General features: G+C 36.2%; 17 protein-coding genes. 11 read left to right on the top strand and 6 right to left on the bottom strand.

What is annotated here, in order from left to right; all coding sequences use genetic code 11:
* Window positions 1–128: 128 nt before the first annotated feature.
* Both P7J58_RS03190 and P7J58_RS03195 read left to right on the top strand, forming a co-directional pair.
* A complete protein-coding gene (locus P7J58_RS03190) occupies window positions 129–1274 on the top strand; it encodes a glycosyltransferase (protein ID WP_225620741.1) in 1146 nt (381 codons plus the stop codon).
* Between the two features lie 13 nt (window positions 1275–1287).
* Window positions 1288–1674 (top strand): DUF6176 family protein, encoded by a 387-nt coding sequence (locus P7J58_RS03195; RefSeq protein WP_408555671.1) that lies wholly within the window; start codon window positions 1288–1290, stop codon window positions 1672–1674.
* A 26-nt stretch (window positions 1675–1700) separates the two neighbouring features.
* On the opposite strand, the gene P7J58_RS03200 is transcribed toward P7J58_RS03195, so the two are convergent.
* Together P7J58_RS03200 and P7J58_RS03205 are read right to left on the bottom strand one after the other, a co-directional pair.
* Entirely contained in the window at window positions 1701–2042 is a 342-nt protein-coding gene (locus P7J58_RS03200) for a metal-sulfur cluster assembly factor (RefSeq protein ID WP_029177360.1), read from the bottom strand.
* Between the two features lie 90 nt (window positions 2043–2132).
* Entirely contained in the window at window positions 2133–2582 is a 450-nt protein-coding gene (locus P7J58_RS03205; RefSeq protein WP_002942240.1) for a pyridoxamine 5'-phosphate oxidase family protein, read from the bottom strand.
* Between the two features lie 574 nt (window positions 2583–3156).
* On the opposite strand from P7J58_RS03205, the gene P7J58_RS03210 reads away from it, so the two are divergent.
* Window positions 3157–3516 (top strand): type II toxin-antitoxin system RelE/ParE family toxin, encoded by a 360-nt coding sequence (locus tag P7J58_RS03210; RefSeq protein ID WP_408555672.1) that lies wholly within the window; start codon window positions 3157–3159, stop codon window positions 3514–3516.
* Window positions 3509–3784, top strand: coding sequence for a multiprotein-bridging factor 1 family protein (locus tag P7J58_RS03215; RefSeq protein WP_024403884.1), 276 nt, complete (start codon window positions 3509–3511; stop codon window positions 3782–3784). Before P7J58_RS03210 ends, P7J58_RS03215 begins: the two co-directional genes overlap by 8 nt.
* A 446-nt stretch (window positions 3785–4230) precedes the next feature.
* Here P7J58_RS03215 and P7J58_RS03220 read toward each other — a convergent pair whose 3' ends face one another.
* Window positions 4231–6723, bottom strand: coding sequence for an SEC10/PgrA surface exclusion domain-containing protein (locus tag P7J58_RS03220; protein ID WP_408555673.1), 2493 nt, complete (start codon window positions 6721–6723; stop codon window positions 4231–4233).
* A gap of 131 nt (window positions 6724–6854) precedes the next feature.
* Here P7J58_RS03220 and P7J58_RS03225 point away from each other — a divergent pair, with 131 nt between their 5' ends.
* Window positions 6855–7196, top strand: coding sequence for a helix-turn-helix domain-containing protein (locus P7J58_RS03225; RefSeq protein ID WP_044680634.1), 342 nt, complete (start codon window positions 6855–6857; stop codon window positions 7194–7196).
* A gap of 55 nt (window positions 7197–7251) precedes the next feature.
* Here the strand turns inward: P7J58_RS03225 and P7J58_RS03230 are convergent, their stop codons facing one another.
* Window positions 7252–7764 carry a helix-turn-helix domain-containing protein gene (locus P7J58_RS03230; RefSeq protein WP_105146050.1) on the bottom strand — a complete coding sequence of 171 codons (513 nt, stop codon included), beginning with the start codon at window positions 7762–7764 and terminating at the stop codon, window positions 7252–7254.
* Between the two features lie 742 nt (window positions 7765–8506).
* Here P7J58_RS03230 and P7J58_RS03235 point away from each other — a divergent pair.
* From P7J58_RS03235 to P7J58_RS03260, 6 genes are all read left to right on the top strand, one after another.
* A complete protein-coding gene (locus P7J58_RS03235; RefSeq protein WP_029177395.1) occupies window positions 8507–8821 on the top strand; it encodes a hypothetical protein in 315 nt (104 codons plus the stop codon).
* A complete protein-coding gene (locus P7J58_RS03240; RefSeq protein ID WP_408555674.1) occupies window positions 8821–9897 on the top strand; it encodes a cell division protein FtsK in 1077 nt (358 codons plus the stop codon). Before P7J58_RS03235 ends, P7J58_RS03240 begins: the two co-directional genes overlap by 1 nt.
* 92 nt (window positions 9898–9989) lie before the next feature.
* Complete coding sequence (locus tag P7J58_RS03245; RefSeq protein WP_125183903.1) at window positions 9990–10484, top strand: hypothetical protein; 495 nt, start codon at window positions 9990–9992, stop codon at window positions 10482–10484.
* 114 nt (window positions 10485–10598) lie between these two features.
* Window positions 10599–11201 carry a replication protein gene (locus tag P7J58_RS03250; protein WP_105146051.1) on the top strand — a complete coding sequence of 201 codons (603 nt, stop codon included), beginning with the start codon at window positions 10599–10601 and terminating at the stop codon, window positions 11199–11201.
* Window positions 11179–11439: a helix-turn-helix domain-containing protein gene (locus P7J58_RS03255; RefSeq protein ID WP_024405301.1), complete on the top strand. Its 261-nt coding sequence runs from the start codon at window positions 11179–11181 to the stop codon at window positions 11437–11439. The genes P7J58_RS03250 and P7J58_RS03255 overlap by 23 nt, the downstream gene beginning before the upstream one ends.
* A 68-nt stretch (window positions 11440–11507) precedes the next feature.
* Window positions 11508–12725 carry a tyrosine-type recombinase/integrase gene (locus P7J58_RS03260; protein ID WP_408555675.1) on the top strand — a complete coding sequence of 406 codons (1218 nt, stop codon included), beginning with the start codon at window positions 11508–11510 and terminating at the stop codon, window positions 12723–12725.
* A 323-nt stretch (window positions 12726–13048) separates the two neighbouring features.
* Here P7J58_RS03260 and P7J58_RS03265 read toward each other — a convergent pair whose 3' ends face one another.
* A complete protein-coding gene (locus P7J58_RS03265; protein ID WP_099778463.1) occupies window positions 13049–13840 on the bottom strand; it encodes a toll/interleukin-1 receptor domain-containing protein in 792 nt (263 codons plus the stop codon).
* Between the two features lie 203 nt (window positions 13841–14043).
* Window positions 14044–15495 carry an ATP-binding protein gene (locus P7J58_RS03270; RefSeq protein WP_408555676.1) on the bottom strand — a complete coding sequence of 484 codons (1452 nt, stop codon included), beginning with the start codon at window positions 15493–15495 and terminating at the stop codon, window positions 14044–14046.
* Window positions 15496–15497: the final 2 nt, after the last annotated feature.

A 15497-nucleotide genomic window follows, 5' to 3' on the forward strand; every position in this document is an offset into this window, starting at 1 on the left:
CCTCTGACTTCCAATAAGCAACCGCATAAGGAAGAGAAGAGAAGAGAAGAGAAGAGAAGAGAAGAGAAGAGAAGAGGGCTGTAGTTCTAGCGGGGGACTATGGTTATATCCGTCAAATCGAAACAACATTGAAATCCTTGATTTTTCATAATAGTCATCTTAAGATTTATATTTTTAATCAGGATATCCCTAAAGAATGGTTTATTCATTATAAATCGTTACTAAATCAAATTGGTAGCGATTTAATCGATATAAAATTATTAGACGTCCCTCTAAATAGAGACTGGTATGCTGGTTTTTCACATATTACATACATGGCCTTTGCTCGATATTTTATTCCTCAATTTGTCTCTGAGGACAAAGTATTGTATCTAGATAGCGACATCATCATTACTGATTCCCTAGACAACTTATTCACAATTGACATTAGCCAACACTATCTAGCTGTCGTTCGAGCAACATTTGGCTACGGACTAGGTTTTAATTCCGGTATGATGCTCATTAACAACAAACGTTGGAAAGCCGAAAATATTACTACTAAATTAGTCGAAAAAACAGAACAGGAAAAGGATTCCATTCAAGAAGGTGACCAAACTATTTTAAACTTGGTTTTAGGTCACGAAGCAATTTGGTTAGATGATACCTATAATTTTCAAATCGGATTTGATCAAGGAGCCTTTTCCTATCGCCATCAGCATCTATTTGAACTCAGCTTAGACCCCTTGCCTAAAATTCTGCACTATATCTCCGGAGATAAACCTTGGAATACTTATTCTTCTGGACGTCTTCGTGAGGTATGGTGGCACTATCACTTCCTAGCTTGGACAGACATCCTGAAAAAATGGGAAAATATTCAAACAATGATTCCTAAAAAACACTGCAAGGGAAAATTACTCATAATCACCAATACTCATTGGTTGCAAAATATTGAATACCTTGTTAAACAGCTTCCTGATTATGAATTCCATATCACAGCTTTTACAGATGTCGCAAATAATTTAAAACAACTAAGTAGCCAAGAAAATGTCTTCATCTATCCACATATCATCGCTTATGTCTTAGTAGATATGATAAAAAATTGCGATATCTATCTTGATATTAACCATGGGAGTAAATTAGATGAATTGCTAGAGCATGTCATTGTAAATCAAAAGCCCGTTCTCTCTTTTGACAATATCGCAGCACCAATTTTTGAGAATTATTCACACAGACAAGTCTTCTCCTATCACCTTCCCGAAAACTTTGTTACTGCAGTGCGATTACTTAGCGAGTAAAAAAGGAGAAAAAATGAAACTAACTGTCGAACTATCCCGTTTCCGTGTTAAAGAAGGCAAAACCGCTCAAGTAGATGAATGGATGGCCTTTCTCAATGAGCACATGGAAGACACCCTTCTCACTCTTGAAGGAGAGAAAATGTATGTCGAAACCATCTTCCGCGAGGTATCGGACGGACGCGAATACCTCTATTGGTACTCTATCCAAGCAGAAGGGGGTATTGAAGTCGACGATTCAGAATCCTATATCGACAAAAAACATTTAGAATATTGGGAAGAGTGCATCGATCCAAGCTATGGTATGGTCGATTTGGATCCGCAAGTTATCATGATTCCCAATCCTGTTTATGAAACCATGGAAGAATTAGACAGACAGTACGATGAAACATTTAAAAAATGAGCTGCTCCACGCAACTCATTTTCTTTTTATTTCGGACTGATACCAAGTGTAATGCGTCCAAGTCGGCTGATACGGGTCATCTTCCAGGCAGGAGACCAGACAATCTCAACTTGAGCATCTTCAATGCCATCAATGGTCTTCAAGGCTGTAACAAGCTCTCCTGGCATAGTATCGGCACAAGAGCAACCTGAGTCTGTAAAGGTCATAATGACCTTACAAAAGCCAACTTCATCAATATTTATCTCGTAGACCAAGCCCAAATTATAAATATCCAATTCAATTTCCGGATCGTAAATAGATTCCAAAACCTCTACCAACTGTTCTGACAAAACAAGGGCTCGCTCATTGATCTGAATATCTTCTCTCATTTATCCAAACACTCCTAAAACATTTATAAAAAGTATTGTATCATAATTATTTGAAATATACTTGTCTTATCAGATGTTTTCATCTAGTTTTCAAAGTGTACGAACCTCTGAATTCTCACCTTGACCAATAGAAAAGATATACTTATGACCTTGAGTCAAGCTATGATAGAAGCCATGACCAGCATAAATCTGAAATACTTGCATTGTATCACTAGACTCATCTTTATAGATATGTTGATAATAAGGATTATCCGCAAAAACTGTCTTTAGATAGTCGTTCTCCACAGGTCTGGCAGTCCCTTCTACACGCACTACCTGGATAAGGTACCCTTCCTCAGAAATAGCAGTCATCGCAACTCTTTGATCCCCCATCAATTGATCATAGAAATGCGTTTCTGGGCTTGTCATAAAGAAAATCCCTTCTTCGTTTGCTGCAGTGATATGAGCATGACGAGCATGTGGATTTCCATACTCATCCAGAGTTGCAAAAACTCCAACCTTCATATCTTCCAAAATATGCATAATATCTTTTAGTTCCATGGTATCACCCCTTGAAAACACCTATTTTCTAAAGTATATCAAAAACAAGCGAAAATGTTAAGTGGGATATTGATAGAAATGGTGAAAGTGTTTCATGAACAACTCCCTACTGACAGAACCATTAAAGAAGGTAGCTATGTTTGCTTCATTTTCAACCTTCAAAGGTTCCTCAACCCTTTTGATTTCCAATTGGTATGGATTTGACTCTGAACCGATTATGACATCAATCAAAATCCGTTGTAACTATAAAAACTACCTAATTATAAAAAAGCGACTCTTGAGTGCTTTGAAACGTTGATATATCGAGGTATGTAAACGTTTAGAGAATTGGCTAACATTACGTGCTTTCTTAAGACCTGGTTGGAGCATTGTTTATTTCAACTAATTTCAAAACCTTTTAATATCAACGTTTTTACGGATTTTCAAAACAATATATTTCATCTAATTTCAATGAATGTCATCTGAATGGTGTGAATTTTACCCCCAAAATACACGAATTGAGCTAATTTATGCCGAAAAGTTCACACCATTGATAATTGCACAAATGAACAATATATGCTATCATGGAGACATAATGAAACACCCAAAATTTGAATTTTACACACGCCCAAACGGGCGGACAGAATTTGTCGAATTTCTACAAACCTTACCAACAAAAGATAAGCAAAAACTCCTAGCTACTATCAGCATGATTCAAGAACAGGGCTTGTTGGTTGCACAACGCATGGAATGGGTTAAAAAGTTAGATAACGGCATCTTTGAAATCCGATCCAAAGTATCCAGTAATATTCAGCGCGCCCTTTATTTCCATGTTGTTAACGATCGTTTCATCATCACGCATGGTTTTACTAAGAAAACACAAAAGACACCTACTGCTGAAATCAAGCACGCTAAGACATTGAAAAAAGAATTTGAGGAGAACAATAATGGCTAACATTAATTTTGATGATTTTTTGAATAAAGAACTGAAAAACGATGACTTCAAATCTGGCTATTTGGCAGAAAAAACTATCTTAGAGAGCGCTCTCGCTGTCTATAATGCACGCCAAAAGGCTGGACTTACTCAACGTGAACTAGCAGAGCTCTCACATGTTCCACAGTCAACCATAGCTCGTATTGAGCGAGGAAACAATACCAGCATCGAAACCATGAGCAAAATCGCTTTTGCTCTAAATCAAGAACTAACCATTAGTATTGGTTAGTTTCATCATCAATATATCACAATAACAGCACTCCTGATTGTATTTCAAGAGTGCCGTTTACTTTTATGTAGGGACATTTTTATGGCAATTTATTACAAAGTTACTTGATGATAAATCTACTTTTCTCCAATAAAATATCAATTGAATTATTAAAACGTTCAGTAAGTGTTAGATAAGCGTCTAGACCTGAGCAAACATCTCTGATAGCTTGATTTAGATTTCTTTCTAACCCGATGCTATTTTTTAGACTTTGCTTCATAGTTTTTACGGATTCGTTACTTTCTGATATTGCCCCTTGCAGAGGTAAAAAAGAGGTAATAAATGCTTTTAATTCATCAAGATTCTTATAGTAATTATCATAATCATATAGGTCAATCAAAAAAAGATTAACACTACAAAACGTCAATCTTTTTTAACATAGTTAGTCTAAAGTCAACCGGAATCAATCACTTCCGTTTTCGAGCAACCGGTGCCAGACCCAACAAACCAACTCCGATTAAACTCATTAGGCTGAATGTATCACCTGTTGACGGCAACGTCTTAGTTGCTGGCTTAGAGGCGTTCTGAGTCGTCATAGCCTTTGTGCTTGCTTGGGTAGTCACTGCAGCTGCTTTAGGAGCAACAGACTTATTAGAATCTGTATAACCTACTACTTTTCCAGTTTCATCAACAACAGGAACAGGTGTTCCATTATTGTCAACGATAGCTTTGTATTCTGCATCCAAACGTTCTTTAAGTTCTTTAGCAGCTACTTCTTCAAGGTAAGCATTGTAAGCATTCAAAAGGGCAGTGTAGTTTTCTTCGCTGATTGTTTGAGTCGCTTTCAAATCTGCAAGGAGAGCCAATTCTTTATTAAGAGCTTCTACTTTGCTTGTCAAACTTGCGTTAGCTTGATCATATTTGCTTTGTGCTGCTGCCAACAAGGCAGGTGCATTTTGCAGATTAGCTAGAGTAGCTTTTGATGAAGCAACTTGATTTTTCAAATTGTTCAAAGTAGCTACTTCTGTTGCCAACTCTGATTTTGCTGTTGCGAGTGCTGCTTCTTTTTCTGCAAGAACTGCTTTAGCAGTTGCCAATGTTGCTTGTTTTTCTTGAATACTTGCGTTCAAGTTAGCCACGGCTTCATTTGCAAGTCGAAGAGTTTCTTGCGTAGTTGCGAGAGTTGCCTGAGCTGTCGCCAATTTAATACGAGCAGCAGGTGCTTGTTCCGCAGTTGCAAGAACTTTAGAAAGTTCTGCTTGCGCAGTTGCAAGGGCTGTCTGAGCTGTTGTATTTGTATCTTTGGCAGTAGCAAGAGCATTCTGTGCTTTCTGGTTGGTAGTCAACGCAGTATTGTAAACAGATTGTGCCTGTTCGTAAGTGCTACGGATAGTCGCGCTATCATTTGGATTAGCGATAGCTGTGGTGCTGAAGGTATTCCCAGACCAGAGGTCAGTTGTGTCAATATCGTTCAAGTGGACACTGGTTGCACCTGCCACTGAAGAAATATCTACACCAAGATACGTTGCAGTAGCACGACTTGAAAGATCCAAACCTGTCACAGATGACGCGTGTAGCCACTCACGTCCGTTGTATAGGAAGTCAATCATAGCACGGTAGATAAGTGATTTTACATTATCTACATTCGTTCTACTTAGAAGGGTTTTCCAGGTGTTTAAATTCTCTCCAACCGTCACTTTAGTAAAGTAGTTTCCTGCTTTATCCAGAGCGGAGTCGTTGTGGCTGAATTCTACGATACTTTCCCATCCATAGTTATCTGCTACATATCCATCAGTTACCAAATCAGAAGCTTTTACACTGCTTGTAGTTACAGATGTAGAGACCGTTCCAAATTTAGCTCGAACTTGATTTACCAAGTCAGATGCAAATAAAGAAAGCTCTGTTAGCAACTCGTCAGACATATTGTTCACATCTTCAATTACAATCAACTTGTCATTCGCATTTGATTTGTAAGTATTTGCTGCTCGTAAACCTTCGTTGATCTCTTTTAATTTGGCAACTGCGGCTTTGTAAGCGTCACTACCATAGCGACTATCTTTATATTGTCTTAGAGCTTCTACATATTCATCGGATACAAAAATGGTATTAATTGAGTCATAATCCGCTTTTGCAGTTGCCAAAGCGCTTGTAGCAGAAGCCAAGGTCGCTTGTGTGCTCGTTGCAGTTGATTGAGCAGCTTCCAATGTTTCCGCTGCTGTGGTTGCTGCTTTTTGTGCAGATGTTACAGCTCTCTCTTTTTCAATGATAGAGATTGCACGTGCAGCGTCTGTTTCAAGAGCAGAAGCCAATTCATCTTGTGCAGTAGATACCGCAGTTTCAGCGGTTGTAACGTTGTTTTGAGCGGTTTCCTGAGCTGCAATCACTTTGCTTGCACCTGTTCCGTCAAGACTAGCTTGGGCAGAATCAACAACTGCTTGTGCTGAAGTTACCTCTGCTTGTTTAGAAGTAACATTTTCTTGTGCAGAAGAAACAACCGCTTCCTGTGTAGCAACAGCCGCTTCTTGTTCACTTACAACATTCTGTGCTTTAACGATAGCTTGTTCAGTTTCTGTCACTTTGGTTTCAGCTTCAGTTACCGCTTGTGATGCAGCAGCGATATTTTCATCAGTTGCATTTTCTGCAATTGTCTTCGCTGATGTCAATTCTTCTTTGGCTGTCGTTACAGCAACCGCTTCTGTATTGACCGCATGTTGCTGTTTTTCAACAACTGCTTCCTGAGTTGCGACCGCAGTATTAGCCGCATCCAACTCAGACTTAGCTTGATCTACTTCTTCTTTTGTAGGTGCTGATGTAGTTTCTGTGCTTTGGGCAGTAACCTCAGCGCTCTCTACATTTGTTTCCGGAACACTGGTAGTATCTACTTGTTCTGCCTGCACTACCACTCCAGTTGATGCAACTAACGGCACCAATAAGCTACTAACGATTAACTTCTTGTTCATATTGTTCTCCTATATTTTTATTATAAGCTATTATACCACAGATTGTCCTCTAGAGTCTATTTTTACAGTCCTTTTAAGACCTTTTAACTGTCCTTAAAAACATATATCCTTAGAGGATAGGAGGACAGGAAATGACCCTTGATCAATACGTTGCAAAACAAGTACAAAAGTTAAGAAAAGAATTTCAACTGACACAAGAGCAATTAGCCGAAGCAGCCAATATCGATGTGTCTTCGATCGCAAAAATTGAACGAGGAGAACGTTCAAACATCAAGATTAACACCTTAGAAAAATTAATTAGCGCCTTCAACATTTCAACAACAACTTTCTTCAATGACTATCAAACAATCGGCAAACCAACAGAGCCCTTACTTGACTCCTTGCAGACAAACTTATCAAATCTAAGCAGTAATAAACGCAAAGAGTATTTATTAATTTTCGATGCAATTCTAAAAGCCGGGGAAAATGATTAGTAGCAAATACACATAAACGAGCAGTGTGATACTGCTCGTTTTATCATTTATATTATCAATTATTTCGTAAATAATCTTCAATCCATTTTTCATATAATTTTGCAACTTCGAAAGAAGACATCGTTGTCGTAAGCGACTCTTTCATAAAATGCTGAAGATTATTTGTCATAGTGTCTCTATTGTTTACAAAGTAAATTCTTACTAGTGAGTACGTATCCAACATCGAAAAATCAACATACTTTTCTCTAAGTAGTTTAGCTAATATTTTATATAAACAAGATGTTTTTTCTCTTTCTATTAATTCAAGTGTACTTTCAATTAGTTCATAGCAAAAGAAGTTATTATGAAAGTATAAACAGAAACTATTTTTTAAAACTAAAGTTTCTAGAAAAGCATCTAATTTATTTCTACTTAAGTTTTCTTTACTATTAATAATCCGAGAAATAGTTGATTTATCAACCATCCTCTCTCCAGCACCAAAATCATATACCGTTAACCCTTTCTCTCTCATTTGCTTTCGAATATTCCTACCTAAATTTGCTAAATAATTATTTTGAATGTTATTCATATGAAATACCTCTTTCTTACGCTGAAATAGTTAATAAAAAAAGCACCTTTCTAAGTTGAAAGTGCTCAACATATATATAAAAACTACTAATCTTCAGCGTTAAAATTAGTAGTTTTTCAATCTAATTTCAAAATAATTCCTCCTGTTGTACAAAGTTTGATCTGTATATTATCTTTTGTTATCATGCTACAACCCTCCTTTCAAAAAAACATTGACCAAATTTAGTACATAAAACAAAAAAGCCCCCTAGAATCCGTTTCAGAGCATGACAAAAAAGCCATGATTGTGACCTAATTTTCTAGGTCTACTGAAACGCTCCTAGATAGAGCAAATAATGTCTCCTCCTGTGTTATTTCATCAAAAAGCATACTTCCAATGAATAACAATCATCGTCATAATAGCATGTAGGCTGAACATAAACCGGAAAACAAGCCATAGCCTTGTACCCATCTGTTTTCCTTGCTCAATAACCATGATCAACTAACCAACAAGAACACCTTCGGTTTTCTCTTTAACAGCTAATCAATCTACCATCACAGGTTTTTTCACAACACACGTGTGTTGTAGCATGAATGGCGATGCTGTAATAAATACTATTTACACTAACAATTATAGCTATGAAGCAAAAAGATTGCAACAGCAAATTCAGTATCATACAGAATTTCAAATGTTGGATTTTTATTTTTGTTAAAGTAGTTATGTCAAGGCCGAGACAAAAATAATTTTTTACGAGGTAACATCAATGAAAAGAAAGAACAGACAAGCTGGTTACTCAGCAACAGTTGCATCTGAATACATCGATTTCAAACAAGCTATTTATAATATCAGTACAAAACTAGAACCTGTTTTGAAGTTTGAAAATAAGAGACCAACTGGTGAAATTGTCGCTTACAGAGCTTGGTTTACTCAAAAAGGTCTACCTCCTTTTTCTGTGAAATTTACTACCGATGTTGACTTACCAGCCTACATGTCTATCATTCAATTTGATGATTTGCAAGCCTGCGAAGTTGGTAATAATGTGTATTTCAAAGCAAGAGACGTTAAAGAGATTAAATGATGAAAAATAATCAAATAGAACAATATCTACTTCAGAGCCTGAACATGGCTCTGGGTAGTTTAATTCAAGGTGAGACAAGCTATTCCAATAGTTTTTCTATTAAGGTCCAGGAAGATGGCTTTCTATTTATTCCACGTATGCCTGCTAGCTTTATTATAGATGATAGTCTTTATCAAAAAATCTATCTTATTGCAAACGCTACACTCTTCCCACAATACACGCTGCTTAAACAAAATTCTGCGTATTTCATCGCACTAGAATCAGATGATATACATACACAAAGAGGGCTCTTTTTCCCTTGGGTAATTGGGATTTCTGAACGACTGATTATCCCAAATTTGGAAAGTTTTGTTCAAAAACAGAATAAGAACATCATTCCAATAATGAAAAACCTCAAAATTAACTATGAAAATATAACATCAATTGCAATTGCAGGAAATTCTGGATCTGGGAAATCTTATGCACTCACTTATTTTTTAACACTACTAAAAAATTTCTCCGATTTAATAATCGTTGATCCAAAGTTCGATACACCCTCGAGATGGGCATTTCAATACAATGTACCATGCATCTATCCAAGTTTTAGTCGCTCTAAATCTGATTTTGTATCTCAAGTCAATGAAGAACTCAGTAAAAGCTTGAATATTATATATGAGCGACAGAAATTACTTTTTGAAAATCCAAACCAGAAATTCAAGCATATTACCATCGTCATAGATGAGGTATTGGCACTTTCAGAAGGGGTGAACAAACAAATTCGAGAGTCTTTTTTCTCATTAATTACACAAATAGCCTTATTGGGTCGTGCAACTAAAGTGCATTTGTTACTTGTTAGTCAACGATTTGACCACACTACACTACCAATCTCTGTTCGTGAACAACTAAATGTACTTATACAAATCGGAAACATCAACAAAAAAACTACACAGTTTTTATTTCCAGATTTGGATCCCGAAGGTATCGTTATTCCAATTGGAAAAGGGACTGGATTGATTCAAGTTACAGATAGCGAACACCCCTATCAAGTGTTACCATTACTATGTCCAACATATTTTACAAAGAAAGGAATACTTTAGTGTCTAAAAAGAATAATTACTTTCATATAGCTTTCAATTTAATTATTTTATTACTTCAAATATCGATATTAAGCTGCATTATCAATCTGATAATGCAACAAATAAGTATTCAAAACGTAGAAAAAATCCTATTTCTAGGAGATACAAAATTTTTTGGTTATATCAGACTACTTTATGAGAGCAGTGGAATATTGAACACAATTACTATAACCTCTTTATCATTGATTATTGTATTATTATTTATTGAAATCGCACTTAGGATCATCAAAGATTCACCAATAAATTTGCTAGTTTCAATCTATAAAACTTTAAGGATGAGATGGTTTATTTATAAAGTAAATAATAATACATTGGAACAAAATAAGTTCACAATTTATAACAATGCAGTCAGTCATTGCACAGTAAATGTTCAAAATCAAAGCATCAAAGTAGCACTTCGATTACCTGCGAATGTTGATTCAGTAAAATTATATAAGCAAGCAGAGCCCATTATTTTTGAAGAAGTCGTAAATAATAACCCTAACTATTACTTCTCTTCTCCTATGAGAAATGGTAGATGGATGCAGATTTTCGGTTCAAAACGATAAAAAAGCAGGGCTTGTCTCACAAAGTGACTGACAAAAGCCCTGCTTTTTCACTTGATTCACTGGGGTTACTACGACCCCCAGTGAATCAATAATCATTAATCAGAAAGGAAAATAATGTCAAAAGAAAAACGTTCTAACAAATGGGCCTTCTTACTTTATCAAGAAAGTACTCCTGATAATTATTTAGAAATCCTTGAAGAAATTCATGTCCCATTTGTGCTAAGCCCTTGGCATGATAAAGATGTCAATAGACAAACTGGAGAGTTTAAGAAGTCGCACAAACATGGTGCTTTGTTCTTTGATTCCTTAAAAAGCTACTCTCAAGTTTCAGAACTTCTAACAGAAAAACTAAATACCCCAGCACACGTAGAAGTGATACTATCTCCAAAAGGAATGTATGACTACTTTGTACATGCTGAAAATCCTGATAAAACTCCATACAAACTTGAAGATATTGAATCAGGTTGTGGTTTTGAGTTAGACAAATTTTTAATTAGCAATACAAATGATCAGTTTCTCGCAACTATAATCGATCTCATTGAGGAATATAATTTTACAGAATTTAAGACTCTGGTGAACTTTGCTAGAGATAAAGAACCGATGTTATTGTCACTGATTGTAGATAAAACATACTTCTTTGCAAAGTATCTTGATTCAAGACGTCATTCAGAAATTATTAGAAAGGCTCGAGATGATGCAAGTCATTCTATCAGATGAACAAGTTCATCAAATTCAGCTCTTAATTGCTGACTTAATCAAACGGGAAATTGAAAATAGGTTGGGTAACAGCAATCTTAGTAGTCCATTTTTGAATAAACAACAAGCCTGTGACTATCTAGGAATTTCCAACAATACACTTGATTCTTGGATAAAAAAAGGATTACCAGTGATTCGAATCGGAAAAACGGTTCGATTTGATAAAACTGAACTCAAGCGCTGGCTACAAAATCAGTAGCATTCTATCCGTGGTTTGATATAATAAAGCCACGGTATTTTTCTAGCTCAATTCACAAGGAGAATACTATGTCAATTACTAAAACAAAAAATGGAACTTATCGCTTACGTATTTATATTCCAGAAGAAGCTAAATCTTCACTTGGAATTGATAAAAAAGTGATTGAGAAACGTTTTAAGTTAAGGAGTGAAGCAAAAAAATACGAATTCGAACTACAAAACAAAATTGATAAAATACTAAGCGGAGAATCAACTCCATTGGAAACAAATGGGGCAATCCTCTTCTCAGACTTTTATCACAATGTTTGGTGGGAATCTTACAAAGCAGGTCAAACAACTTCTACAACTAAACCACCGTCACAAGCAACAATTGACGGTACTGAAATTGTTTTTAGAAAGCATATCCTACCCATGCTTGGGAATTATTCCATTGACTTTCTCAACCAAAATAAACAAGTCGTCTTGAACCTATTGACTCAAAAAGCCGAAGAGTATGCAAACTTTAAGGTCATTAGAAGCTATGTCAATTCTATCTTTGACTGGGCTGAGGAATTGGAATATATCGAGACAAACCGACTATCAAAAACAATAAGTCGAATTAAGGCTACTAAAAAAATTAATCTGCAAGAATCTAAGCGTGATGAGGATTTATATCTTTCACAAGCAGAACTTCAAGCATGGTTCACAGCATTTGAAGAAGACCTAGAAAGCGGAAAGCTCTTTTTCAAAGATTATGTACTATTCTATACTACTTTTTTCTTAGGGGATAGAAAATCCGAGAGCTACGCTTTGCAATGGAAACACATCAACATTAAAAAACAGGAAATTCAATTAGTTCAAGCCTTGGATAAATACAAGAATCCTAAATCTACTAAGGGAAATAAGAAAACAACATTTCGAATTCCTAATGAACTTACTGACCTTCTCCAATCTTGGAAAAAACAACAGAAAACCGAACTAGCCAAATTCGGCATTATCCAATCTGATGAACAATATGTATTTACCTATATCGACATGAAAGGCAATGTGAATAGCCCCTTACACGCTGATTATCTCAATAACAAAATGAAGTCAGTCAAACGCCGTCACAAGGAGCTGTCTCATGCAACACCGCACAAATTACGCCACACTGGAGCAACACTAGCTAAACAAGCAGGAACATCACTAGAGGCTATTTCTGAAGCTCTAACACATAGTGACACTATTACAACGAAGACTTATGTCAATACTTCAAATGTCATTCCAATGGCTGTTGGCGAAATCGCCTATCGTAATCTTAAAAAGTAATGGTGTGAATTTGGTGTGAAAAGTGGTGTGAATTTTGCTAAAAAATCATCAAAAAACACCCCATGGTGTGAACCATGAAGTGTTGTTCTGCTGTATTGTAGCTGATTCTTAACGTTTAGAGAACTGGCTAGCTTTACGAGCCTTCTTAAGACCTGGTTTTGGGTTCCAAAAGTAAAATCTCAATAAAAGCCTATTAAAGCAAACTTTCAAATAGATTACCAAAAACTCGTTTTCGGAGCTTATATAGTTGAGAAATGGATAAGCAAGTCGTCATAGAATGACTTGTTTTTTTATTCCCTGATTCGAGTTATTTTAAATACTAATCACTGCTCAATATTTATCTTTAATTCCCTAAAATTTACCGGTTCAAATGACTTTATATGCAAAATACCTTCTAGCTGTAATGGTAATTGCTTAGAGACCAACCTGCCTATAAAAGGTTGACTTGGCGTAATAGAACGCTGCAGAATTCCAATTTGCATTTTAAATGCTTTCTCTCTACCATCACTTAATTTCTTATATGTTTCCCCTTGCATACTCCGGTATATCGTTTCTGTTAAGGGACGAACTTCATATGAGTCAATTGGATTTTTGCAAACAAAACCAAAAGATGCATCACTTTCCACAAAATGTGTAGTAAAAATTTTAAACTCAACCTCATTAGTTGATATATATTTAATAGAAACTTGTAAATTCTCTATATCAGGTAAGGGTGTATATCTCGAACTGCCACTTATCACACTTCGCATTTGTTCAATAGTATTATCTAATCCTTGACTAAATAAATCAATGTAGTATACATCTGTTAAAATAGCTGGTATCTTGCAATCAGAAACCTTTATTGGGACAAATTTAACTCCCTCATAGAGAGACTTAGTTAGAGCCGCTTGCCATTCTTTTTTGACCATGTTGCTATTCAAGCTATTTGATGATAGAAAATAAAAAAATGTTGTAACTTTTTCAAGCCTTTCATCCATTTTGCCTATAATACTATCTCCTGGTTGCATAGACCATTTATCGTAGAAAATATTATCTCGTCCAAACTCAATCTCTAATCGTTTAGCAATCATATCTACTACATCTTGATCTCCGTGATTATAACTAATAAAAATCATCTCTTCCTCTTTCCATTCCTCATCTAGATACTTTTCACCTATAATCAAAATTATCCAACATATTGAATAATTTGGTGCCCTAGCAACACTGTATTCTACTGTATCCTACTGCGTTCTACTGCGTTCTACTGCGTTCTACTGCGTTCTACTGCGTTCTACTGCGTTCTACTGCGTTCTACTGCGTTCTCAGTATAAAATGAAATCTATTTTGAAGCAAGAGTGTAGTATTGATTTTTGTCATTTTTACTATTGCCATACCATTTCAAGAGTCCTTGATCTGTCAATTTTTGCAACACTTTTCCTATATGACGTCTGCTTCTACCAGTCAATTCAACAGCTTTTGCCGTTGTCATTCTCTCGCCTGAATTATACATATAGTGGATAATAGCCTGCTCGTCTGCTGTTAATGCACCAAAATCAGAGAACTGTTTTTCCAAGCTGTCTCTTGTACGGAGATGTCGGCTGACAATGTTGTTCTCAAGCGTCAGGACAACCTTATTCCCAGGTTCTGAGAATTTAGGTTCATGTAGAAAAGCAGATTCCATCTCCGAGTAGATACGTTTAACACCTTCATTCATCTCACGTACCCAACCGAACTCTGTCAAGGTTCTGGCAATGCGAGGGTTTCGTGAAAATCGTTCATGCTTGATATTGTCAACGGTGACGATATTGGGTAATTTCCCTGGGCTATGAATCTCTAGTCGATCATCAAACATAAGCACACGAATGTGATCACCATAGACAGAATAATCACGGTGAGTTACAGCATTGACAACACCTTCAAACCAGGCAAATTCAGGATACTCAGGCAAAATTTGGAATTGCCCATTGTCATCCAAATACTGAAATTCACGAAGCTGAGTACGAATAAAATCTCGTACCTTGATAATCAAAATTGGGAGAGCATCATCAAAGGTTACTTCCTTGATAACATTAAAACTACTTCCAGTTCCCATATCTGTACCATCAAATCGCTGGAATCGGACACGCGCTTGAGGGAAGAATGCTGACGGATATTTGCCAAAGAGTAAAATTGCTGCCTTGGTTAATTTCCCATTGATTAGAAATCGACGTGCTTTAAGGATTTCTTCCACAGAACGCTCTGATATATCAAAACGATTTTTAAAATCCTGAACCAAGCTATCGTCAATATCTTTCAGACGGGCATCAGGGACGACCTCATCTTCAAAGAAGCGTTGTCCTTTATCATAACTGAGTTGAGTTCGTTGCTCATAACTCAACTTGACAGATTCATCTCCTTGACGAAGATAGACATCATCATTTGGTGCTGCAATCACACGATTTGATGACAATTCCACAGTGATAACTAAAATGAAATCTTCTTCACCCTTATGATTGATTACAGGGATTTCCTCAAAAGATAAATCCAAAGGAGTCTCACGCATCTCACGGTCAATCTTTTTAAAATCGTCTATGGGATAAGCCCTGCCGTCCTTGAAACCAGTGATAATATTATCCTGTTTCTCGTCCTCAATACCAATAACCAGTTGACCGCCATCCGCATTGGCAAAAGCAATCAAGTGTTTGAGAAGTTCAGACGGTTTCTTTCTGGCTGATTTTCGATCTAGGTATTGGTTTTCTGGTGAGAATTGGTAGTGGGATAGTTTACAAAATAATTCATCCTTATCTTTCAATA

The organism is Streptococcus suis (assembly GCF_046032535.1).
GTDB classification, from domain to species: Bacteria; Bacillota; Bacilli; order Lactobacillales; family Streptococcaceae; genus Streptococcus; species Streptococcus suis_AK.

What these genes read in the sequence shown, in the direction of transcription:
- P7J58_RS03195 (WP_408555671.1), top strand. Translation starts at nt 1,288, where the DNA reads ATGAAACTAACTGTCGAACTATCCCGTTTCCGTGTTAAAGAAGGCAAA.
- P7J58_RS03200 (WP_029177360.1), bottom strand. Translation starts at nt 2,042, where the DNA reads ATGAGAGAAGATATTCAGATCAATGAGCGAGCCCTTGTTTTGTCAGAA.
- P7J58_RS03205 (WP_002942240.1), bottom strand. Translation starts at nt 2,582, where the DNA reads ATGGAACTAAAAGATATTATGCATATTTTGGAAGATATGAAGGTTGGA.
- P7J58_RS03210 (WP_408555672.1), top strand. Translation starts at nt 3,157, where the DNA reads ATGAAACACCCAAAATTTGAATTTTACACACGCCCAAACGGGCGGACA.
- P7J58_RS03215 (WP_024403884.1), top strand. Translation starts at nt 3,509, where the DNA reads ATGGCTAACATTAATTTTGATGATTTTTTGAATAAAGAACTGAAAAAC.
- P7J58_RS03220 (WP_408555673.1), bottom strand. Translation starts at nt 6,723, where the DNA reads ATGAACAAGAAGTTAATCGTTAGTAGCTTATTGGTGCCGTTAGTTGCA.
- P7J58_RS03225 (WP_044680634.1), top strand. Translation starts at nt 6,855, where the DNA reads ATGACCCTTGATCAATACGTTGCAAAACAAGTACAAAAGTTAAGAAAA.
- P7J58_RS03230 (WP_105146050.1), bottom strand. Translation starts at nt 7,764, where the DNA reads ATGAATAACATTCAAAATAATTATTTAGCAAATTTAGGTAGGAATATT.
- P7J58_RS03235 (WP_029177395.1), top strand. Translation starts at nt 8,507, where the DNA reads ATGAAAAGAAAGAACAGACAAGCTGGTTACTCAGCAACAGTTGCATCT.
- P7J58_RS03240 (WP_408555674.1), top strand. Translation starts at nt 8,821, where the DNA reads ATGAAAAATAATCAAATAGAACAATATCTACTTCAGAGCCTGAACATG.
- P7J58_RS03245 (WP_125183903.1), top strand. Translation starts at nt 9,990, where the DNA reads ATGCAACAAATAAGTATTCAAAACGTAGAAAAAATCCTATTTCTAGGA.
- P7J58_RS03250 (WP_105146051.1), top strand. Translation starts at nt 10,599, where the DNA reads ATGTCAAAAGAAAAACGTTCTAACAAATGGGCCTTCTTACTTTATCAA.
- P7J58_RS03255 (WP_024405301.1), top strand. Translation starts at nt 11,179, where the DNA reads ATGCAAGTCATTCTATCAGATGAACAAGTTCATCAAATTCAGCTCTTA.
- P7J58_RS03260 (WP_408555675.1), top strand. Translation starts at nt 11,508, where the DNA reads ATGTCAATTACTAAAACAAAAAATGGAACTTATCGCTTACGTATTTAT.
- P7J58_RS03265 (WP_099778463.1), bottom strand. Translation starts at nt 13,840, where the DNA reads ATGATTTTTATTAGTTATAATCACGGAGATCAAGATGTAGTAGATATG.